The organism is Legionella fairfieldensis ATCC 49588, from assembly GCF_000621525.1.
In the GTDB taxonomy this organism is placed as follows: Bacteria; Pseudomonadota; Gammaproteobacteria; order Legionellales; family Legionellaceae; genus Tatlockia; species Tatlockia fairfieldensis.
Window position 1 is genome coordinate 1 of the sequence record NZ_JHYC01000021.1, and the last position, 20220, is coordinate 20220.

The following is a 20220-nucleotide window of genomic DNA, read 5'->3' on the forward strand; positions in this document are numbered from 1 at the left end:
AGGTTGGCAAACATCTGTTTTAAGCGCCGGTTTTCTTCTTCCAAATCCTTCATTCGTTTGATGTCCGAGGCTTCCATTCCACCGTACTTTGCCTTCCAATTGTAATAAGTAGCATCGGAAATACCGTATTCCCGGCAAACGTCCTTTACTAGTCTCCCTGTTTCTACTGCTTTCAAAATACTAATTATCTGGCTTTCGCTATATCTCGATTTCTTCATCTTGTTCTCCTCGGGTCATGATTATACACGGAGAACTCTAATTTTAAGTGGGACAATTATAAGGGGGGATTACAACACCGCTGGCTTCCTAAAAATCTTATTGCATAAAGCACGGTATGTAGGCGAAAAACGCATTGTAGAGGTTTGGCCAGGATCCTGACGAATCTGTCAAAGGGAACTCATTTTACGATTCATGCCACAAGCTCCACTTTTTTTATGCCTAATAAATTACATGTAAGTACATAAGTCAAATGTATCCTTTTCAAGCTCCAATGGTGCTTTCTCCACCGCACGCTTATCCAGAGCTTTTGTAAGTTGCTCCGCTAGCTTACTAGTTGGTGTAACCCTGGTATCTACTATTTCAAAGTCCAGGTTAGACTTTTGTTTGATTTCCACAATGGCAAATGATCCATCGCATAACTCAAAGACATTATCAAGATACTTATTTTGTTCTAGTGGAATACATTGAGTCATACGTTTAACTTCAGGCAAATCTAAAGGTTCATCTAAAAAGCCGCCCACAAACACTTTGCCACAATTATCTAGTAACATCTGTACTGATAAACCGCACCCTGAATTAGTTGTAATGTTATATACACCAATATCAATGATTTCTTTAAAGGGTAATTTTTGTAATTTAGCAGGCTTATGGCAGGTATGAATACAATTATTATCTGGTTGCACATAAACTTCACCCGTATCGGCCAAGAACGCAGTAAAATCAGTTGTTGAATGAATTTTAGTTATAGGTGGAAGGCCATAAAAAACTCTTGGTTTTATGGGTGAGAACATCGCAGAATGATCAAAACTGCCACTGTAATAAACTTTACCTTCCGTACTCAAGAAAAATGCTGCTGCATGCCAATAATGAATTCTTGTTATATTGCACCCTTTTAAAGCCGTCACTTCTTGAGGTATTGAAACATTATTTTTGTGCCCTAAACCCAATTGACCATACCGATTTTCACCAAAACTATACACATTATTATTTTCATCAATGAGAAATGAAGACATATGACCCAAAGTAAAATCTTTGATTGGCGGTAATCCTTCAATTTTAGTTGGTTTTTTTCGATCGTTTGTATCACCAAGGCCAAGTTGTCCCTCATAATTACAACCTAAAACGTAAACTGAACCATCCCCTGTTAAAGCCATCGAATGAAGATCCCAACGTGCATTATCTTGTTTTTTGATATTGGCCACACTGGGAAAATCGTTATTTTTATCGAGTACAAAAGTTGCGTTGCTATTATCAACAGCTTCTTTTTTATAGATTATTTTAGTCATTATTACTCCATTAAACTGTTTTTAATTTATTGATGTTGGGATGCATGTTCAAACATTTTAGAAGAGTGGCAACACGATATGACAACCTTACTCAATCTTTTATCGTTCGTTTATATTGCTGCCACCACCCTTTTGGTTAATAAATGTCGACAGCACCGGGGCAATTTCGTTATTAATTAAAGGTATATTACGATTTTCACATCCTTCAAGTTTCCAAACAACAATGACATCAATTTGTCGCCCTTGCCTGGTTAAGAAGCTCATCGCGCTTTGCCTTTCTTTTGCACCAAGAGCCTGCTTTCATACTTGGCCAAAAACCCCTTGAAATTCGTCTGTCGAAAACCCTTTAAATATAAGGATAAAAAGTCTTGATTTTTGTATGGCCATAAACTACTGTTTTCGGCCGCTGTAAAGATAACCAAACTGCAATACATGAAACTCTATTCCAGATAAAAACCACATGCTACACTGACAGAACTTGAGACAAACTTCAAGCCAACATTTGATGAGATGGCTATCTTAATCGATTTGGCTCAGCCCAAACTGGCAATGAAGTAATTTACTCTTAATTTGATGGTTATTAATTTAGTTGCGTTTATCTTGGGATTAAATCACTTTGCCTCCCAGGCTACTCGCATTTTTTACATCGCACTAGTGAATTAAAAATTAAGAGGATTTTATTCACTCTCTTCATCATTGACATCTGGTTTGGGTTCTTTACTTTTAAGTTCGTTAAATAATAATGCTCCACGTTCTTTATCTTGCTGCGATAAAGTGGGTTCAAGTCGGGCAAGCTCATTAGCTGCTTGCTCATTATTATTGGAGGCCGCTAATTTTAACCAAGCGTAAGCTTTGCCAAGATCTTTCTCTACACCTAAGCCTACCAAATATAAATAGCCTAATTTTCCTTCAGCCATCATATTACCCTGCTCAGCAGACTTGGCAAACCAGAAAGCAGCCTGATTATAATCTTTATCTATTCCTGTGCCTGTTAACAGCAATTGTCCTAATTCGGCTTGAGCTTGAGAATTTCCCTGTTCTGCAGACGCTTGAAACCAATGTGCTGCTTTTTGGGGATCGGCTTCTACACCAAACCCATTAAGATATTGATACCCTAAATAAGCTTGAGCATTTTTATGGCCTTGATTGGCCGCATTGGCAAACCAATAGGTTGCTGCTTTTTGATCCTGGGCTATCCCATATTTACCTGTATATAATAATCCTAAACTGTATTGTCCCTTGGCATCACCCTGCTCAGCAGATTTTTCATACCAATAGAACGCTTTTTCTACATTTTTTTCTGTTCCTAATCCCATCATATATTGATAAGCCAGGTTAACCTGTGCTTTTGAATAACCTTGTTCTGCTGATTTTTTAAACCATTCAAACGCTTCTTTTTCGTTAGCCTCTACGCCGTCACCGACAATATACATTAAACCTATATTGCGCTGCGCAATGGCATTGCCCTGTAAAGCAGCTTTCATATACCAGGCGAATGCCTGTTTCAAATCTTTCTTGACTCCTTGTCCATTATCATAAAGAAATCCCAGGCTTAATTCTGCCAATACATTATTTTTGGCTGCTGATTTCTCATACCATTCATTCGCTTTAACATAATCTTTATTGACACCATACCCATTTTGGTACATACGTCCCAACAAATACATCGCTTCATCGTTTCCCTCATTCGCTGCCTGGACCAGATGAGAATAAGCAGTAGTGTAATCACCGTTTTCATAAGCAGAAAAACCAATGATTACATCGGCAAAAGCCGAATTAATATAAAGACAAGCAGCGAAAATGAGCAGTCGCATGCTTACTCCCAAATATTTCCTTATCTAAATAGTAGAATATTAGAGCAACAAATCAAATAAAAGAACAATATTGGTTATCAACTCTACGTGAAAGATCTCTTCATTGATATGTTTAATATCTTCAATTCTGTTTCTTTCATCGGAGGCTATTCCTTGGCATATCCATAATTTATCGAATGTCTATTGAATACTACCCATGATAAGTGTAATATTTGAAAAATATGTTTCTAATAATGGCATTACGATGAAAAATTTATTAGATTTAAGTTTGGCAGAAGTTCATGAAAAGTCCTTCAAATCTCAAGCAAAATTAATCTCGTCTGAATATAATGATCCTCCCAATAAATTATTGCAATATTTAAGAAAATTTACTTATCAGGGGCAACCACTTAACTTTACTTTATTGAAAAAATTAACTACAGAAGAAGCATTCATGGCTTTCGGTGATAGTTATTACCGGCCCTTCAAAGATTGCTTTCAGTCTGGAAAGCAATCTGGAAAGTCTAAAAATAATAGCCTGTCCCAAACAATTACTTTTCAACTCGTTGATAATTATTATATTAGCACTGTGCCCATAGACAATGAGATAGGTAGCGCATTAAATAAAGCAGCCTGTTCTTTAGGCTTAGGCCAAAATTTCTTTGGCTATAAAGTAAATGACTCCGTTATTAGGCTCTCCACGGAAAAATATACCCGTTGGCAAACTTTGACACATAAAAATAATTCATTTGAAGTTGAAATGAATTTATCTCAAAAAGAAAATAATTCCATTAACTCTCTCCAGCCATCAACTCCCGACAGGGATGAAATAGATGATCTTGCAGAGATATTATTTGATAACAATCTGCCTCCTCTTCAATCGACATTCGTAATGAATAGTGATCTGCTGAAAAATAATAATTCAGCACTATCCGAAGATATCATTGAATCTGATTTCAACACGCCTGTTGCAATAAATGGTAATCCGTATAGATTTTTCTCCCAAACCCAGCAATTAAACGGAGCAAATGGCAATGATGCTCTGCCCATAGAAAATAGAATCGTTAAAAGAAATTCTCCATTTGATTCACTTCAAGAAGACAATGAAGCGAGAAAAAAATCACGTGTTGGCTTTTAATTCTCTTAAAATTTTACCAAAATTGATAATCCAGTCGCGTTCATAGTCATTTATGTTCAGTACAAAGCTTTCTTTCTTAAGTCAACGTCATGGTATGAACAGTTACCGTAAGTGTTCACGGGATATGCAAATTTTCTCTTCCAGACTGTGTTCCATGACTCGTCTTTCCCGCGCAGGCGGGAATCCATTCATAAAATTTAGCACCGTGTCTAATTTGTAGATAGTTTCCCGCCTGCGCGGGAAAGACATTGACGTTATATACTTCTTAATTACCTATTCCGTGAACACCTACCAGTTACCTATCATTAGATAAGCTTACTTTTTTACTCGCTTCATTAATCTTTTTTTCTTTTTAATCTGTCGCTCTGTAAGTTGATTTTTTTTGTCCTTAAAGGGATTTGATCCTCCTTTAAATTCCAGCTTTAAAGGAGTACCGATCAAATTCAGATGAGAGACAAAAGCATTGGATAAATAGCGTTTATAGCTGTCTGGTAACGATTCAAGTTGATTACCGTGAATTACGATGATAGGTGGATTATGCCCGCCGGCATGAGCATAACGCATCTTGATTCTTCTTCCTTTTACTAATGGAGGAGTATGTTGAGCGGTAAGATCTTGTAACAATCGAGTCAATTGGGGCGTTGAGAAATTTTGCGTTGCTGATGCATAAGCCTGCTTAATATCCTTAAATAATAAGCCAACCCCACTCCCATGTAGCGCAGAAATAAAGCGGATCTTGGCAAAATTCACAAAGTGTAGTCGTCTTGTTAATTCAGCACGGACATGTTCTTTATGCTCTTCATCCAAACCATCCCATTTGTTAACTGCAATAACAAGTGCTTTACCCGCCTCTATGATAAAGCTTAGTATATGCATGTCCTGCTCAGTCAACCCTTCCTGAGCATCAAGCAACATCATACAAACATGAGATTCCTTGATCGATTGGAGCGTTTTTATAACAGAAAACTTCTCAATCTTTTCATCAATACGGGAACGTCGACGTACACCAGCTGTATCAATTAAAACATAAGGTGTATTGTCTCGTTCAAAAGGAATTGCAATACTGTCACGTGTAGTACCTGGCATATCATAGACTACTACTCGCTCTTCACCGAGAATACGATTAATTAAAGTCGATTTACCTACATTGGGTCTGCCTGCAAAAGCAATTTTTATGGCTTTAACATCCGTATCTTCGACAGCTAAAGAGTCTGTTTCAAGAGGAATAGTATTTAATAAAGCATGAATTCCCCGACCGTGCGTTGCTGATACAGGATGAATTTCTTTAAAACCTAAAGACTGGAATTCAGAGCAGGCAATCTCTTCATTAATACCGTCTATTTTATTAACAATAAGATAAACTGGCTTATTAATTTTCCTTAAACGTAACGCAATACTTTCATCGATTCCTGTTAAACCAACCCGCCCATCCACTAAAAACAATACCAGATCAGCTTCTTCAAGTGCTATTTCTGACTGTTTGGACATTAGCTCATCGACAGCTAAATCATCAACACCAATACCTCCTGTGTCAATAACAATAAATGGTTTGTTTTCAAAAGACGCTTGTCCATATTGTCTATCACGCGTTAGCCCAGGAAAATCAGCAACCAGAGCATCCTGAGTTCGTGTTAAACGATTAAACAAAGTGGACTTGCCCACATTAGGGCGACCTACAAGAGCAATAACAGGTATCATCAATTAACTCACAGAAAAACGGCTTAGTTTGCCATTTGTAGACATAACGTAAATATTATTACCTGCTACAGAAGGAGCAGTTGTTACGGCTCCACCCACCTCGGTGCGGGACAATAAATCACCATTTTGTGTTGCTATAATATGGAGTAATCCGGTTTTATCTCCCACCACCAAACGATCGCCCATTAATACAGGTTCCGTCAAACCTCTTGCCTTTAAAGCGACCTGTTTCCAGCTGACCTGACCATTCTGACGATTAATAGCCCAGATGATGTCCTCACTATCGGTTAAATAAATTGTTTTACTATCAATAGCCATATTTTTATACACAGAAGCTGGTTTTCGCCACAAAAACTGACCATTATCCAACGATAAAGCGCCGACATAACCTTGATAACTCGCCAGGTATGCTATATTACCGCGGATAATAGGATCAGCATCAATATCAACCAATCGCTCAACGTCACTGGAACCGCTCGCATAAGCAATACTACGCTGCCAAATCAAACGCCCTGTTGCTACATCCACAGCGTCCATTTTGCCATCGGAGTAACCTACCAGAGCTAATTTGTTATCAACGACCACAGGAGACGAACTTGCCTTCAAAATAAGGCTGGGTGCACCATGATCAGACAACCACAATTTTTCCCCATTCGCGAGGCTAAATGCATACAAATTACCGTCAATGGTTTTAGCGATTAGCTTATTAGCAGCTATAACAGGCTTGGACAGTACTTCACTCGAAACTTTTTGCTGCCAAAGTTCGGTACCATCCGTTTGTTTTAATACAACGATTGTTGAAGCATCAGTTCCCAAAGCAAGAACACCCGCTGCGACAGTAGGACCACTAATTATTCCGGTAGTTAATTTTTTAGACCACAGTAATTGACCTTTATTCTTATCTACAGCCTGGACTAAACCGCTTGCATCGGCTGTGTAGACAATATTACCTATAATTTCTGGTTTTAATTTAAAATTTGCGCCTGTTTTTTGGGATCTGCCGATAGGCAAAGACCATTTTTCAACTAATTTTGCTTTAGCTTTAAGTGGAGTTAACGCAGTTGGCGCAGGCGTATTATCCTGGCCCAATAAATAATCATCCACTTTGGAACATGCCTGTAATAACAGGCATAAAACCAAAAATAGTAATTTTTTGTTGTGCAACATATTACCTCTTTAATTAATGGCAATCGGACTAAAAATAATAACCTGTTATTCAGTCAAACTGTTTATATCGCTATTCAGACAGATTGCTCTTTAGTATCAACAGGCGATTGAGTAAGCGCGGCCAATTCATTAGATTTCATCTCAAGAAAAAGATTGACCATCCCATTTGTATGAACCTCCGCTACTGCGTCTTTATAAGCAGCAACTGCCTGTTGGTATTTTCCAGTAGCAGTGTATATGTCGCCTCTTAGTTCGTTAATAATGGGCATATAAGCTTTATCATCAACAGTGGTCAATTGAGCCAGTGCCTTATCATAGGACTTTTCCGCCGCAAATAAACGCGCCATCCGAATTCTCGCCACCTGTTTTAAAGACAATGCTCTGGAATTATTAGCCACATGTTCTAATTCTTTTATTGCTTTATTATAATTGTCACTGGTTATAAAGAGCCTGGCCAGGATCAGACGAGCTACATCCGAATAAATTGTTCCATCATAATTATTAATCAGACGATGGGCATAAGACTGGACAGCCTCATTATTTTGATGAGAAAAAGCAACCATGAGATGCTCATAAGAAGCAGAAGCTTGCGTTTTGATCTTCGCGGTATGCCAATTCCAGTATTTAATACCTGCAACAGTTAATAACACCAATGATAAAAGGATTGTAATAAGGTTGCTGTATTTATTCCACCATTTTTTTATAGCTTCTAACTGCTCTTCTTCTGTCATATAAACAGACATTGTATTCTCCTACGGCAATCTATGAATTAATCTAAATTAACAGGCGAACTATCGATAGATTTTAAATGGCTTCGTAAATAATCAGGCAAATCTTTCTGTAAGATAGTTATTTGTTCATCGCGATTACGTAAATTTTTAATACTAATTTTTTCATGGGCTGTTTCTTCTTCTCCCAGAATCAAGGCAAAATCAGCACCACTTTTATCTGCTTTTTTAAATTGACTTTTAAAGCTCCCTCCCGCCGTATTAGTAATAATTTGCCAATCGTGATTATCAGCGCGCAGTTTTTCTGCAAGCAACAACGCAGTTTGCATTGCTTCCTCATTAGTGGCAACAATAAAAAACGAAGGTATTTTATCTGTTTCTGGGGATATAGCCAGCGTTTCAAGCAACAAGAGCAATCGTTCTGCACCCATAGCAAACCCCACCGCCGGGGTTGGGGTACCACCTAAATGTTCAACCAATGCATCGTAACGACCACCTGCACAAACAGTTGCCTGACTACCTAACTTATCGGTTACCCATTCAAAAACGGTATGACCATAATAATCCAGTCCACGTACTAAAAAAGGATTAAATGAATAAGAAATTCCTAATTTTGTTAATCCTTCACAGAGCGTTTCAAATCGTTTTCTACTATCAGAACCGAGTGAATCAATCAATTGAGGAGCATTGCTGATTAAATGTTGCATGTCAGGATTTTTACTATCGAGAATGCGCATAGGATTTCTATCCAGACGTCGTTTACTGTCTTCATCAAGTTGTTCAAAATGCATCTTGAAATAAGTAATTAACTCTTGTCGATACGTTTGCCGCTCTTCCAATTCACCCAGTGTATTGATTTGCAAATGAACTGCTTTATCAATGCCTAATATTGTCCATAAGCGCTGACAAATAGCTATAAGTTCTACCTCAATAGCAGCACCAGATGTGCCTAAAGCTTCAACTCCTAATTGATAAAACTGACGATATCGCCCCTTTTGAGGTTTCTCGTGGCGAAACATAGGACCTGTATACCAAAGTTTTTGTTGCTGGTTGTATAGTAATCCATGTTCCAGGCAGGCACGCAAACAGCCTGCTGTCCCCTCTGGTCTTAGTGTTATACTTTCCCCATTTAAATCATTGAAAGTATACATTTCTTTTTCAACAATATCAGTGACCTCTCCAATTGTGCGTTTGAAGAGCTGTGTGTTTTCTAATAAAGGGAAACGAATTTCCTGATAACCATATTGCAATAGACAATGAGCAAATAGTTTTTCAAGTCGCCGCCATGCAGGAGTTTGATGAGGCAAGATATCATTCATGCCTCGTATCGCCTGAATTTTATCAACCATCGTGACTCTCCATAGGGGGCACTTGATTCTCGTTATGTGAAGTCGAGGTAATAACCGACTGCATTTTTGACAGATCAGTAAGTTTTAACTCTGTGTCAGTTTTGAATGGAATTGTTTTTGCCTCTGCGTGAGCGTTTTTTGTGGGAAGCCGTTGGCTCTCTTTATTTTTTTGCCACCAGAAACCCGCTGCAATCAATGCGCTTATTGTAATTAATCCCGTTAACAAACGTACGGCTCTTTCACTTTTATTCGATTCTCGCTTACCTTGCCATAAAGCCTTTTCAAGTTTCCGTTCACTCGAATACATGCTGTTAAAAACTTCAAGTAAAGGTTCGGCTGGAACGGCAAGTAATTTCGCATAAGCACGAATATATCCTTTAATAAAAACGGGTTCAGGCATTTGATCAAAATTATTGGCTTCCAGGAGTTCGATAATTTTGACTCGTAAGTGAAGTTTCCCGGCAACATATTCCTGACTATACCCCTTTGCTTCACGTACATAGGCTAATTGCGTTCCTGGTTTTTCCTGAGTTCTATTATGAATTTCATCCATTGTTATTGTTGTATTCATGTTTTGCTCCGGTATAGTCAGTAAAAGGGTTTAATTGACTTAGACGCTGCTTATAAACAGACTCAGCGTCCGGCTTGTTTGCTGTATGGGCTACTTTAATAGCCAGACTAAGCAGGCTTAAATCCTCTAAAGTAAGCTCAGGGTATCGTTGCAAATAAAACAACGCCTTGACCGCATGATGTTGCCCCAGTTCTATTTTAACTAATTCATACAAGGACTGTTTGCGTTGAGGATCCTGATTTAATGCTTTAGAAAAATAATATTTGGCTTTAGGATAATCAGGAATAGCTGCTGCGCACAATCCAGCGTTTTCATAAGCGCCTGCGGTATAAATATAATGAACATCTTTGACTGCTTTCAGAAAATAGCTCTCAGCTTCTTTATATTCACCCAATCGACATAGAAAGGTACCATAATTATTCAATTGAGCGCCACTCCCTGGTGCCAGGGATAATGCTTTTTGGTAATACGTGCGAGCTTCTTTTGTGTCTCCCGTTTTTTCAAAATAATAGGCCATGGCAACATTAACATCAGGGGAGTCAGGAGCCAAATCCAGCGCTGTAAGTAACTTATGCTTGGCTCTGACGCTATCACCTTGCTTTAAATAAGCAATACCAAGCTGTGTATTGTAAGAAGCTGCCTCTTTCAGTTTTTGTGTATTCTCTGTGTTTTGGGCTCTTTGTTGGCAGGCCTGTAACACGATAAAGCTGAAAAACAGTAATAGGCGAATTAAATTTAACACAATAATTATACGTTCTTAAGAGATGGGCTATTATAGCGCTTTAAAATAAGTTAAGCATCTTTTTCCTCAGAAACACAACAGGATAATGGTCTATTCTAAATAATATTGGAGCAGGTAACCCTCTCTAACCTATTAATTTACGAAGAGCGTATTATGAAAGTCATCCTGTTTTTAATATTAAGCGGCCTCTGTCTTGCTTCTGTCGGGGCAACTATCATCATTAGAGGGCAAACATCTCCCCTGGAATACCAGCATGAAGCGTATTACTTGCCTTTAAATTTTGTTATTCCTCCTGGCACTACGAACTTATTCATTACCATGGATGGGGTTGATAAGGTGTGTTTTTTAGATAAAGCTCATCCAGGAATGTTCGACCAAATTTCTGAGGTTAGTATAATTATCAATGGCATAAAAACGGAATGGAATTGTTTTCCCTATAAAACGACTGTTTTTGAAGTTCGTCCCTAGCCAATTATTGTCGTGAACCTTCTCTCATGTCCTCAGAAGAAGTTTGTGGTACAAAATGTAATTTTTGCCAGCGTCTTGCCCGACTTGTTCTGTCCTTCACTTCCCCCGCAAGTTGACCACAAGCTGCATCAATATCATCTCCTCGCGTCTTACGGGTAATGGTGTTGATTCCTTTGGCAATTAATTTTTCGCGAAAAGCATCAATGGTAGCCTGAGAAGAGCGTTGATAGTGTGTTAAAGGGAAGGGATTAAAAGGAATCAAGTTCACTTTGGATGGGATATTTTTTAATAATTTAATAAGTTGTTCAGCATGCTCGGGTTGATCATTGACATCTTTTAGCATGACATATTCAAATGTTACCTTTCGCTTGGGTTCATTTTTAAAATAATGTTTACATAAGGCCATTAATTCAGCTAAAGGGTACTTCTTATTAATAGGAACCAATTCATTACGCAGCGTATCATTAGGAGCATGTAAAGAAACGGCAAGAGCAACAGGACTTGTCTCGCGCAAACGGGCAAGCTCCGGCAGAACACCTGATGTGCTTAAAGTAACACGTCGTTTGGATAAACCATAGGCAAAATCATCCATCATAATGTCCATGGCGGCTACCACATTATCAAAATTAAGGAGAGGCTCTCCCATTCCCATCATCACGACATTGGTAACCCGCTTATCATGCGCCCCTTTATCCTGTGATAATTCACGCACGGCTAACCACACCTGACCAATAATTTCAGCGGTAGTTAAATTACGATTAAAACCCTGTTTTGCTGTTGAACAGAAACTACAGTTTAAAGCACAACCAACCTGTGAGGATACACAAAGCGTACCCCGATTGGTTTCAGGAATAAAAACTGTCTCGATACAATTGCCGCAATCGAGCTTTAATAACCATTTATGAGTGCCATCATTTGACTTTTGGCAGGTTATAATTTCAGGCAAACGAATTTCAGCAATCTCTTGAAGTCTTTCACGTAATACTTTTCCAAGATTACTCATTAAGGAAAAATCCTGAAAACCAGCCTGATGAATCCATTGCATCAGCTGTTGAGCACGATATGGCTTTTCACCCAAAGAGCTAAAAAACTCGCGCATTTGCTGATAATTAAAATTCAACAGGTTAGTTTTCTGGTTCATTATTTATTCTCAAACGGCGTTGAAACCGATTATCGTTTACAAATTTCATGAGGTTCAAAGAAAAATGCAATCTCCTGTGCGGCAGTCTCAGCACTATCGGAACCATGAACCGCATTGGCATCAATACTGTCAGCAAAATCGGCACGAATGGTACCCAGGGCAGCTTCTTTAGGGTTGGTTGCGCCCATCAATTCACGATTTTTGGCAATGGCATTATCACCTTCCAGTACCTGAATCATTACAGGACCAGAAATCATGAAAGAAACCAAATCATTAAAGAAAGGACGATCCTTATGAACAGCATAAAAGCCTTCTGCCTGAGGACGAGAAAGTTGAACCATTTTGGCTGCTACAATCTTTAATCCGGCTTTTTCAAAACGAGAATAAATTGAACCGATAACCGATTTGGCGACAGCATCGGGTTTGATAATAGAAAGAGTTAATTCATTTGCCATAACGCACTCCAATTGACTAGGTAAAGCGCGATATTATACACGAGGTTATCCTTTGGTGGTAGAGCCTGATTTTTCTATCTGGCTTTTGCATTCCAAATAACACTTAAGATTCTCCAATATCTTGATCAAAATACAGTGACTCCCGATTTTCTTCGCTTTGCACCTGATCATAGTGATATTCGGGAAGTTGTTTTATCAAATCATTGACACGAAGAATTAACTTATAAAAATCGGTACGCCAATTTTTTAACTGAGCACTTAAATCCGATGTTTGATTAATAAAATCAGCCAGAGGTGTTTCAATTTCCGACATAAATTCTTCAAAACCGACTACCTTATCGATAAAGATCTGTTTTTCTTCTTTTGTTAACTTTTTTCCTGCAATAGTTTCAATTCTTGGCCATATATTATTTTCTGAAGCGAGTGTTCTCTCTGTAGAAAGCAAACCATTAAGAACCAGGGTAATTAAATTTTCTTCGATAGTAATCCCATAAGCCTTTAGACTTGCATGAATATTTCTTGCTGCTTCAGCTAAAATTTTTCGCCACTTTTCGGCATATTGAATAAGACTTTTTTGAGTTTCAGCAATCAGCTTATTATGATCCAGTTCACACGCATGAAAAGCTTCTCCCATCGCAACTAAAGCTTCACGCTCTTTTTCGAGATCCTCCCGCGCAAGACCTCCTGGAGAGTCTTCTCCTTTGCCATTTTCACCCGACAAAAGATAATCAATAAATAATTTTTGAGCATAAATTTGATAGTCACGCGCTTGTTGCAGAATAATACCATTGAGAACGTTTTTTAAAGGGACGCGCAATAATCGGTGATAAAAAGTGGTTGGATTTTTTACTGTATTTAACAGATCTTCGGGTTGAAGACGAATTTTATAGTATTCTAAAATTCGCTCGACAGTGATTAAACCATAGGTTGAAAGCCAACTCGTTAATTCATTTCCTGCTTGTTCTTCGCTCATTATTAATCCAATTTGATTTGTAACAGACTGTAGTATATAAAGCACTATTTAATTATAGTGTAGATCTACCATGCTAAGCCCGGACACTAATGATTTGCAAATGTTAATTCGCTTTCTACAAACACCCACGCCCCAAGCGTGGCTGGATATGGCCATTAATAATTTGTCTACTCTCTTGATTGATCATGCTCATTGTGAGCGAAAAGCCGCGGCAACGGCAATTAATTTTATCGCGAAGTACCCGGAAAAATCAGAATTAGTGGAAGTCATGTCCCCGTTAGCGCGAGAAGAATTATTACATTTTGAAAAAGTACTGGCTTTATTAACGTCACGACATATTCAATTTGGTCCCTTGCCTCCCTCTGATTATGCGCAAAAAATGCATGATTTTGTGACAAAAGGAAACAATAAAGAACGTTTGCGAGATCAATTAATAATTGGAGCAATTATAGAAGCACGGTCTTGCGAGCGCTTTAACACGCTGGTTCCTTATCTTTCAGACGCTTATCTAAAAAAATTCTATGCTTCATTAGTAAAATCAGAAGCGCGCCATTTTCGGGATTATTTATACCTCGCCGAGCTTTATGGCGGAGATATAAAAAAACGTATTAATTTTTTTATACAAATAGAAAATCAATTAATTACTTCAGACGATAAGGTATTTCGTTTTCATAGTGGAGTTCCAGCTACTTCCGCATAACCTTGCAGATAAAGGCTATTTGTAGCTTTCCTTGCTAATTTTGTGCAGGAAAAGCTACCTCTTGACCTGATTCTTCGGAAACTGTTTTAAGCAGCAGGAGCGGCGCTTTTAACCGCCATATTAAAACGATTAGACAAGAATGCTTCAAGCCCATGGTCTGGATCTTCGTTTAAAGCGTTAAAATCGCCCTGAGTCATCTTGTTACCCGCTTTATCCACTAATTCAAGTTTATCTTTTTTCGGAGGTACCCCAGGCGTTGCAATAGCTTCATAACCATGAAGTTTTGCCCATGCAATGATGCCTGTGTCAAAGGATTCCTGTAACTTTTGACTTACTTCGTCATTTCCCAGGGGTTTATTATTCTTACTAATAGTTGTTACCAAACCTTTAGCTTTATTAATCTCAACATAAAATTTAACATCAGGCAGTTTTCCATCTTTCAATAATTTTTTGGTAAGAGCATCAGAAACAATGCCTCCTGTTCTTTCCCAAAGTTTGTGAGTTAATGGATTATTTACCACAGGATTTTTCGTAACAACCTTCCATATTACATCTTCCTTGGCTATAGCTTTATTTAAATCCATCAGCGCATGTACCAGACCCATCATGCCAATTGCCCAGTCGTTATATCCAGCAAAATCTTTTTCAACAAGTTGATTTGCATTGATCTTTACCTTATCCCAGTAAGAACAAGGCTTGCCACTCTGATCGGTGGTAGCAGTATTAATTTTGTGCTGCTTCTTCTCTTCTCTAATTTGTGAATTAAGTGCTTTCATCTCTTTCTGGGCTTGCAGATATTCCTGTTTCAAAGACTCTTTTAACAGATTGTCTTTTTCATTTTGAATTCTAAGTTTTTCGCTTTCTGAAAGAACCATATCTAATCCCTCACACAATTAAATTCTATAATATTTGTCTTATAATAACACAAAACTTGAGGACTTTCGTCCCAGTCGCTTAACACATATTGACTATACCTATTACTATTATATACATGATTACTTAAGCCAGGCTTATGTGTATGGCCATGAATTAACATATTTACTTTATGTTTAGCCATGTGTTTAAGCATTGGCTTTTGTATGACATCCATTTGCGAACGGGATTTCTGCTTATTCATTTGACTGTGTCGTCTTACTTTATTGACCATTTGAACGCGGATACTAAAAGGAATAGAGAGAAAACACTTTATAAACAAACGATTTCGTGTCAACCAGCGAAACCATTGATGTGTCTTATCTTTGGTACAGTATCTATCGCCATGGACTAATAAAACTCGTTTATCACCCAGCTGGATAACAGTTGGCTCCGAAAGGATTGTTATACCGGCATGCCGGGCAAAATCCTTACCGACTAAAAAATCACGATTACCGTGCATAAAATAGACATTAACGCCTTGCGTAGTCAGCCATTTTAAACGCAAAGCAATATGACGCCCCCAGTCATCAAGCCCATCATCGCCCGCCCAGGCATGAAAAAAGTCACCGAGAATGTACACTGACTGCGTATTGATAGCAGCCCATTCAATAAATGCAGTAAATCGCTTCAAAATTAAAGGTTCATCAGGGTGTAAATGTAAATCAGAAATAAAAACCGCTTCACAGGCTTTATCTTGTAACGTTAACATAAAGGCTCTACATTGATGTGTTCATTTTCCAAATAAATCTGACAAGGTCCCGCGTGCGATTCAATGGCATCACTCAAGCGATAAAAACCGGCAATAGATACCAGTTCAGCATCCAGAGATTGACAAAAAATTCTCGCCTGTGTATCACCGGAAATACCTGCCAATGCCCTGCCACGTAAAGTACCGTAAACATGAATATTGCCATCAGCAAGAAGTTCTGCACCATGACTTACTGACGCGGTAATAACCAAATCCCCCCCTTTACTGACTACCTGTTGACCGGAGCGCACCGGTGCCATTTGCAGTTTGGTTCTTATTGGTTCTGTTACTACCTGCTCCTGGGCATTTTCTTCAACAAGCAGTTTATCATGAGCAGAAGAGCTATTTAGAACAGCAATTCCCTGACATTGGGCCAGCGTAGCAAGAAAAGGATTAGCACCCTGAATAGCAACAGGCAAAAGATTATATTTTCGCATGCATTGAAAAAAGATCTGCAAATCAAATTCTACATCAGGCAATGCACTGCAATCGAGAATGATTGGGGTTTTGTCAAAAAAACGAGGTGCTTTTGCAACAAGTTCTTCCAGGTTTTGTTCAAATTGAACACAATCCCCACTCAATAATTGCATGACTGTTAACGTATATAACCTGCCCTTTAGCTTAAATGTCTGTGATTTCAATACATTATCTACCATAACCAAGATATCCATCGCTCTTTTTTTTGTTTATACTATCATGTGAGGATCAATAACAGAAGGACATCGATGTGGATAAAGTGTGGTTAAAGAGCTATCAAAATAATGTTCCCTACGAAATTAAAATCGATGAGCAAGCCTCTCTTGTCTCTTTATTTGAAGAATCATGCCACAAATTTTCCAGGCGGATTGCTTACGTTAATTTAGGTTGTGAGTTAACTTACGAAGAACTGGAGAAAAAAAGTCGTCATTTTGCCGTTTATCTCCAACAGCTAAACTTAAAAAAAGGAACACGTATTGCGCTCATGATGCCTAATTTGTTGCAATATCCTATCGCCTTATTTGCCATTTTGCGTGCTGGCTATATTGTCGTTAATACTAACCCTTTATACACACGTGATGAAGTAGTCCACCAAATGAATGATTCCGGTGCGGAAGTACTGGTTGTTGTGGCTAACTTTGCCCACACCGTTGAAAAAGCGCTTCCCTCCATTAAAACCCTTAAACATGTTATTGTGACGGAAATTGGTGACATTTTCCCACCTGTTAAACGCTTTATTGTTAATGCAGTAGTAAAATATATAAAAAAATTAGTGCCCACTTATCAGCTTCCCCATTCAGTAAAATTTAATGAGGCTTTAAAACAGGGAGAAAGCGGTACAATAAATTCAGTTAAACTGACCAGTCAGGATATTGCATTTTTACAATATACGGGAGGCACAACAGGCATTGCAAAAGGAGCCATGCTTACTCATGGCAACATGATAGCTAACCTGCTTCAAGCCTCTGCATGGGTTGAACCCTTAAAAATTAATGAGCAGGACATTATTGTTACCGCTTTACCGCTTTACCATATTTTTTCACTTACTGCTAATTGTCTTGTCTTTCTCAAAGCCGGCGCAAAAAATATCCTGATAACCAATCCGCGTGACATTCCTCATTTTATCAAGGAAATTAAACACAGTGGATTTACAGCCATTACCGGTGTAAACACCTTGTTTAACGCGCTTTTAAATAATCCAAAAATTAAAGACATCGATTTTTCCGCCTTAAAACTTGCTCTGGCAGGCGGTATGGCACTGCAAAAAAATGTCTCTCTTAAATGGCGTGAAATAACCAAAACACGGGTTCTGGAAGCCTATGGTTTAACAGAAACGAGTCCTGCGGTGACCATTAATCCTCTTTATCTTGAAACCTATAATGGGAGTATCGGCTTACCCTTACCTTCGACCGATGTTTCCATCCGTAATGAAGACGGTGTAGAGGTACCTGTTAATGAAACAGGCGAGCTTTGTGTAAAAGGACCTCAGGTGATGCTGGGCTATTGGCAACGCCCTGATGAGACTGCCCAAGTTTTTTACTCTGATGGCTTTTTGAAAACAGGTGATATCGCAAGAATTGATGAAAAAGGTTTTGTCTATTTGGTCGATCGAAAAAAAGATATGATTGTCGTATCAGGTTTTAATGTTTATCCTAATGAAGTAGAACAAGTTATCTCCATGCATCCCGGCGTACTGGAAGTGGGCGTTGTTGGCGTAATGGATAACGATTCGGGAGAAAGAGTAAAAGCTTGTATCGTGAAGCGCAATCCCGACTTGACTGCTGAACAGGTTATTGCTCACTGCCGGGTTCATTTAACCGCTTATAAAGTCCCCAAAATTGTAGAATTCTATGACGAACTTCCCAAAACAAACGTGGGTAAAATTTTAAGACGTGCATTAAAAGAAGATAAAGAGACAAGTGCTGCCTAATGTAGATCCGTGCAGCATTCTCAACACTTATAATGAAATGTTCCAATAGAAAGACTTGGTTTATCCTTGGCTCTTATCTATGGTTATTTCACAAAGCCAGGTATAAAAATAATTGCTTATGGGTCCCGTTTCTGTTTCCGAGACTGGATTTAAATCAAGTCATTTAAAATCAAAAGCAGTGTACTTCTCTTGCAAGCTAAATAACCCTGTCGATTCACCCATTTATCCTAAAAAGCATATCCACATCTTGAGTGGATATCTGCTTTTGGATACGTTTACTTGCGATTAATTCGTTTTCAGATCAAATTTTAATCAAATTAGTGTATAATTAAACATTATGGCGTTTAATTAATAATACTATGTTTGAAGCCCTGCCTCAATCAATGCTTTTAGATCTTTTTAATTATCTGGATAAAAAAGATATCGTCTCTATTTTAGCTGTTAATAAGGGGCTGCGAGAGCAAGCTAATTTATATTGGCGAAATCAATTTAAACAGGATTTTCCTGCATTTTCTCGTACTTTATTTAATCCCGACGTCCAATGGATAGTAATCTATGAAACAGTAAAAAAATTAGAACATAATAATAGAGAAGTCAACAAAACAACCATTAAGGACTGGACCACCCTCCTCAAGGCAGTACAGCCGACCCACATTAATCATATAGAAAATTGGTTAAAAAATGGCGGTAAAACAAGTATGTCGCTCCTCCATTTTGCTATGAAAAACGGATATTCTGAAGCCACTACATTGCTGATAGAAAAAGGAGGTGAGCTTCATACTGATCAGGATGGTAATACCCCGCTTCATCTTGCTGTAAAATATAAACATTTCGAAGCGGTAAAGCTTTTGATAAGAAAAGGAAGTGATATTAATCAAATTAACAAGCATGGCAATACTCCCCTTCATCTTGCCATAGAAAATAACGATAAAGAAACGGTCAAATTTCTACTTGAAAATGGCGCTGCGCTTAATCAAACTAATTATGTCGGTGACACTCCACTTCACATTGCCATGGAAAATTATGATAAACAAATCATCGAAATACTGTTCAAAAAAGACATTGACCTCCATAAAAAAAACTTAAGAGGAGAGACATTTCTTCATAAGGCCGTAGACCTTGGAGACAGTCATTTAATCGATTTTTTCATAAAAAATGGTGTGGAAATCAATGAAAAAAGTATAGAAAATAAAACAGCCCTTCATTTAGCTGCTCGTAAAGGCCATTTTGAAGCGTGTAAAATTCTTCTAAGAAATGGCGCTATGACGAATGTAAAAGATAATTATGATAACACGCCTTTCTCCGAAGCAAACCGTTCAGGAGAGTCCAATATTATCAATTTATTCAAATTAGATAACTACAGAAAAACTTTGTTAAAAAACATAGAAGAAAAAAAATCAGACAATAAACCTTATCATTATCGAGGAAATTTTGCTTCCTTTTTTAGTTCCCTAGGTGTTGATTTAGCCAGTCATTCTATAGAAGAAAAAGAAAAAGCATCAACCGTTTTATGGAAAGTAGTTACCGGAGAACTAACAGGACAGGCTGCAAAAGATGAACTGAAAAAGCATCAAAAAGCATTTACTAATGGTGAATTATGTTCTATTTATAATGACTTAAAACCAATAATCCAACAACAGGTTTCAATCAAACTAAACGAAATCCCATCAGAAGAACCTGATTCCAACAACAAGAGTAATTATACTATTTAGATACACCTCA

Annotated in this window: 21 protein-coding genes; 5 read left to right on the forward strand and 16 right to left on the reverse strand. The window is 38.0% G+C overall.

The annotated features are described in order from the left end of the window. The 4 genes from T345_RS0107380 to T345_RS0107400 form a co-directional block, all read right to left on the reverse strand. Positions 1–218: transposase (locus tag T345_RS0107380; RefSeq protein WP_028388775.1), on the reverse strand; the 218-nt coding region annotated here is incomplete at its 3' end. 228 nt (positions 219–446) lie between these two features. Beyond that, positions 447–1505: an RCC1 domain-containing protein gene (locus T345_RS0107385; RefSeq protein ID WP_028388776.1), complete on the reverse strand. Its 1059-nt coding sequence runs from the start codon at positions 1503–1505 to the stop codon at positions 447–449. A gap of 99 nt (positions 1506–1604) precedes the next feature. Further along, the gene (locus tag T345_RS15040; RefSeq protein ID WP_156935634.1) at positions 1605–1769 is read right to left on the reverse strand and encodes a hypothetical protein; all 165 of its coding nucleotides are present in this window, start codon (positions 1767–1769) and stop codon (positions 1605–1607) included. Between the two features lie 413 nt (positions 1770–2182). Then, a complete protein-coding gene (locus T345_RS0107400; RefSeq protein WP_028388777.1) occupies positions 2183–3319 on the reverse strand; it encodes a tetratricopeptide repeat protein in 1137 nt (378 codons plus the stop codon). A gap of 244 nt (positions 3320–3563) precedes the next feature. Here T345_RS0107400 and T345_RS0107405 point away from each other — a divergent pair, with 244 nt between their 5' ends. Continuing rightward, the gene (locus tag T345_RS0107405; RefSeq protein WP_028388778.1) at positions 3564–4436 is read left to right on the forward strand and encodes a hypothetical protein; all 873 of its coding nucleotides are present in this window, start codon (positions 3564–3566) and stop codon (positions 4434–4436) included. A gap of 315 nt (positions 4437–4751) precedes the next feature. Here T345_RS0107405 and der read toward each other — a convergent pair whose 3' ends face one another. The 6 genes from der to pilW all read right to left on the reverse strand — a co-directional run bounded on the left by der (position 4752) and on the right by pilW (position 10691). After that, positions 4752–6134 (reverse strand): ribosome biogenesis GTPase Der, encoded by a 1383-nt coding sequence (gene der / locus T345_RS0107410; protein WP_028388779.1) that lies wholly within the window; start codon positions 6132–6134, stop codon positions 4752–4754. Between the two features lie 3 nt (positions 6135–6137). Further along, entirely contained in the window at positions 6138–7301 is a 1164-nt protein-coding gene (gene bamB, locus T345_RS0107415; RefSeq protein WP_028388780.1) for an outer membrane protein assembly factor BamB, read from the reverse strand. 74 nt (positions 7302–7375) lie between these two features. Continuing rightward, positions 7376–8044 (reverse strand): YfgM family protein, encoded by a 669-nt coding sequence (locus tag T345_RS0107420; RefSeq protein ID WP_028388781.1) that lies wholly within the window; start codon positions 8042–8044, stop codon positions 7376–7378. A 26-nt stretch (positions 8045–8070) separates the two neighbouring features. Further along, positions 8071–9378: a histidine--tRNA ligase gene (gene hisS, locus T345_RS0107425; protein WP_028388782.1), complete on the reverse strand. Its 1308-nt coding sequence runs from the start codon at positions 9376–9378 to the stop codon at positions 8071–8073. Then, on the reverse strand, positions 9371–9949 hold the full coding sequence (locus T345_RS0107430) for a helix-turn-helix domain-containing protein (protein WP_028388783.1): 579 nt from the start codon (positions 9947–9949) through the stop codon (positions 9371–9373). Before T345_RS0107430 ends, hisS begins: the two co-directional genes overlap by 8 nt. Then, a complete protein-coding gene (gene pilW, locus T345_RS0107435; protein ID WP_028388784.1) occupies positions 9924–10691 on the reverse strand; it encodes a type IV pilus biogenesis/stability protein PilW in 768 nt (255 codons plus the stop codon). Before pilW ends, T345_RS0107430 begins: the two co-directional genes overlap by 26 nt. 153 nt (positions 10692–10844) lie before the next feature. Here pilW and T345_RS0107440 point away from each other — a divergent pair, with 153 nt between their 5' ends. Beyond that, entirely contained in the window at positions 10845–11159 is a 315-nt protein-coding gene (locus T345_RS0107440) for a hypothetical protein (protein ID WP_028388785.1), read from the forward strand. Positions 11160–11163: 4 nt separating this feature from the next. Here T345_RS0107440 and rlmN read toward each other — a convergent pair whose 3' ends face one another. The 3 genes from rlmN to T345_RS0107455 form a co-directional block, all read right to left on the reverse strand. Further along, a complete protein-coding gene (gene rlmN / locus T345_RS0107445; protein WP_028388786.1) occupies positions 11164–12300 on the reverse strand; it encodes a dual-specificity RNA methyltransferase RlmN in 1137 nt (378 codons plus the stop codon). A 29-nt stretch (positions 12301–12329) separates the two neighbouring features. After that, the gene (ndk, locus tag T345_RS0107450) at positions 12330–12755 is read right to left on the reverse strand and encodes a nucleoside-diphosphate kinase (protein WP_028388787.1); all 426 of its coding nucleotides are present in this window, start codon (positions 12753–12755) and stop codon (positions 12330–12332) included. A gap of 103 nt (positions 12756–12858) precedes the next feature. Then, positions 12859–13728: a hypothetical protein gene (locus T345_RS0107455; RefSeq protein WP_028388788.1), complete on the reverse strand. Its 870-nt coding sequence runs from the start codon at positions 13726–13728 to the stop codon at positions 12859–12861. A gap of 70 nt (positions 13729–13798) precedes the next feature. Between T345_RS0107455 and T345_RS0107460 the strand changes: the two genes are divergently transcribed. After that, on the forward strand, positions 13799–14428 hold the full coding sequence (locus T345_RS0107460; RefSeq protein ID WP_028388789.1) for a MiaE family protein: 630 nt from the start codon (positions 13799–13801) through the stop codon (positions 14426–14428). Between the two features lie 86 nt (positions 14429–14514). Here T345_RS0107460 and T345_RS0107465 read toward each other — a convergent pair whose 3' ends face one another. The 3 genes from T345_RS0107465 to minC are packed head-to-tail and all read right to left on the reverse strand — an operon-like array spanning position 14515 to position 16747. Continuing rightward, positions 14515–15303 carry a hypothetical protein gene (locus T345_RS0107465; protein ID WP_028388790.1) on the reverse strand — a complete coding sequence of 263 codons (789 nt, stop codon included), beginning with the start codon at positions 15301–15303 and terminating at the stop codon, positions 14515–14517. A gap of 2 nt (positions 15304–15305) precedes the next feature. After that, a complete protein-coding gene (locus T345_RS0107470; RefSeq protein WP_028388791.1) occupies positions 15306–16052 on the reverse strand; it encodes a UDP-2,3-diacylglucosamine diphosphatase in 747 nt (248 codons plus the stop codon). Next, complete coding sequence (minC, locus tag T345_RS0107475; protein ID WP_028388792.1) at positions 16046–16747, reverse strand: septum site-determining protein MinC; 702 nt, start codon at positions 16745–16747, stop codon at positions 16046–16048. Before minC ends, T345_RS0107470 begins: the two co-directional genes overlap by 7 nt. Before the next feature lie 71 nt (positions 16748–16818). Between minC and T345_RS0107480 the strand changes: the two genes are divergently transcribed. Next, entirely contained in the window at positions 16819–18498 is a 1680-nt protein-coding gene (locus T345_RS0107480) for an AMP-binding protein (protein ID WP_028388793.1), read from the forward strand. 359 nt (positions 18499–18857) lie between these two features. Further along, the gene (locus tag T345_RS0107485; RefSeq protein WP_028388794.1) at positions 18858–20210 is read left to right on the forward strand and encodes an ankyrin repeat domain-containing protein; all 1353 of its coding nucleotides are present in this window, start codon (positions 18858–18860) and stop codon (positions 20208–20210) included. The last annotated feature ends 10 nt before the right edge of the window (positions 20211–20220 follow it).

What these genes read in the sequence shown, in the direction of transcription:
- T345_RS0107385 (WP_028388776.1), bottom strand. Translation starts at nt 1,505, where the DNA reads ATGACTAAAATAATCTATAAAAAAGAAGCTGTTGATAATAGCAACGCA.
- T345_RS15040 (WP_156935634.1), bottom strand. Translation starts at nt 1,769, where the DNA reads ATGAGCTTCTTAACCAGGCAAGGGCGACAAATTGATGTCATTGTTGTT.
- T345_RS0107400 (WP_028388777.1), bottom strand. Translation starts at nt 3,319, where the DNA reads ATGCGACTGCTCATTTTCGCTGCTTGTCTTTATATTAATTCGGCTTTT.
- T345_RS0107405 (WP_028388778.1), top strand. Translation starts at nt 3,564, where the DNA reads ATGAAAAATTTATTAGATTTAAGTTTGGCAGAAGTTCATGAAAAGTCC.
- der (WP_028388779.1), bottom strand. Translation starts at nt 6,134, where the DNA reads ATGATACCTGTTATTGCTCTTGTAGGTCGCCCTAATGTGGGCAAGTCC.
- bamB (WP_028388780.1), bottom strand. Translation starts at nt 7,301, where the DNA reads ATGTTGCACAACAAAAAATTACTATTTTTGGTTTTATGCCTGTTATTA.
- T345_RS0107420 (WP_028388781.1), bottom strand. Translation starts at nt 8,044, where the DNA reads ATGTCTGTTTATATGACAGAAGAAGAGCAGTTAGAAGCTATAAAAAAA.
- hisS (WP_028388782.1), bottom strand. Translation starts at nt 9,378, where the DNA reads ATGGTTGATAAAATTCAGGCGATACGAGGCATGAATGATATCTTGCCT.
- T345_RS0107430 (WP_028388783.1), bottom strand. Translation starts at nt 9,949, where the DNA reads ATGAATACAACAATAACAATGGATGAAATTCATAATAGAACTCAGGAA.
- T345_RS0107440 (WP_028388785.1), top strand. Translation starts at nt 10,845, where the DNA reads ATGAAAGTCATCCTGTTTTTAATATTAAGCGGCCTCTGTCTTGCTTCT.
- rlmN (WP_028388786.1), bottom strand. Translation starts at nt 12,300, where the DNA reads ATGAACCAGAAAACTAACCTGTTGAATTTTAATTATCAGCAAATGCGC.
- ndk (WP_028388787.1), bottom strand. Translation starts at nt 12,755, where the DNA reads ATGGCAAATGAATTAACTCTTTCTATTATCAAACCCGATGCTGTCGCC.
- T345_RS0107455 (WP_028388788.1), bottom strand. Translation starts at nt 13,728, where the DNA reads ATGAGCGAAGAACAAGCAGGAAATGAATTAACGAGTTGGCTTTCAACC.
- T345_RS0107460 (WP_028388789.1), top strand. Translation starts at nt 13,799, where the DNA reads ATGCTAAGCCCGGACACTAATGATTTGCAAATGTTAATTCGCTTTCTA.
- T345_RS0107465 (WP_028388790.1), bottom strand. Translation starts at nt 15,303, where the DNA reads ATGGTTCTTTCAGAAAGCGAAAAACTTAGAATTCAAAATGAAAAAGAC.
- T345_RS0107470 (WP_028388791.1), bottom strand. Translation starts at nt 16,052, where the DNA reads ATGTTAACGTTACAAGATAAAGCCTGTGAAGCGGTTTTTATTTCTGAT.
- minC (WP_028388792.1), bottom strand. Translation starts at nt 16,747, where the DNA reads ATGGTAGATAATGTATTGAAATCACAGACATTTAAGCTAAAGGGCAGG.
- T345_RS0107485 (WP_028388794.1), top strand. Translation starts at nt 18,858, where the DNA reads ATGTTTGAAGCCCTGCCTCAATCAATGCTTTTAGATCTTTTTAATTAT.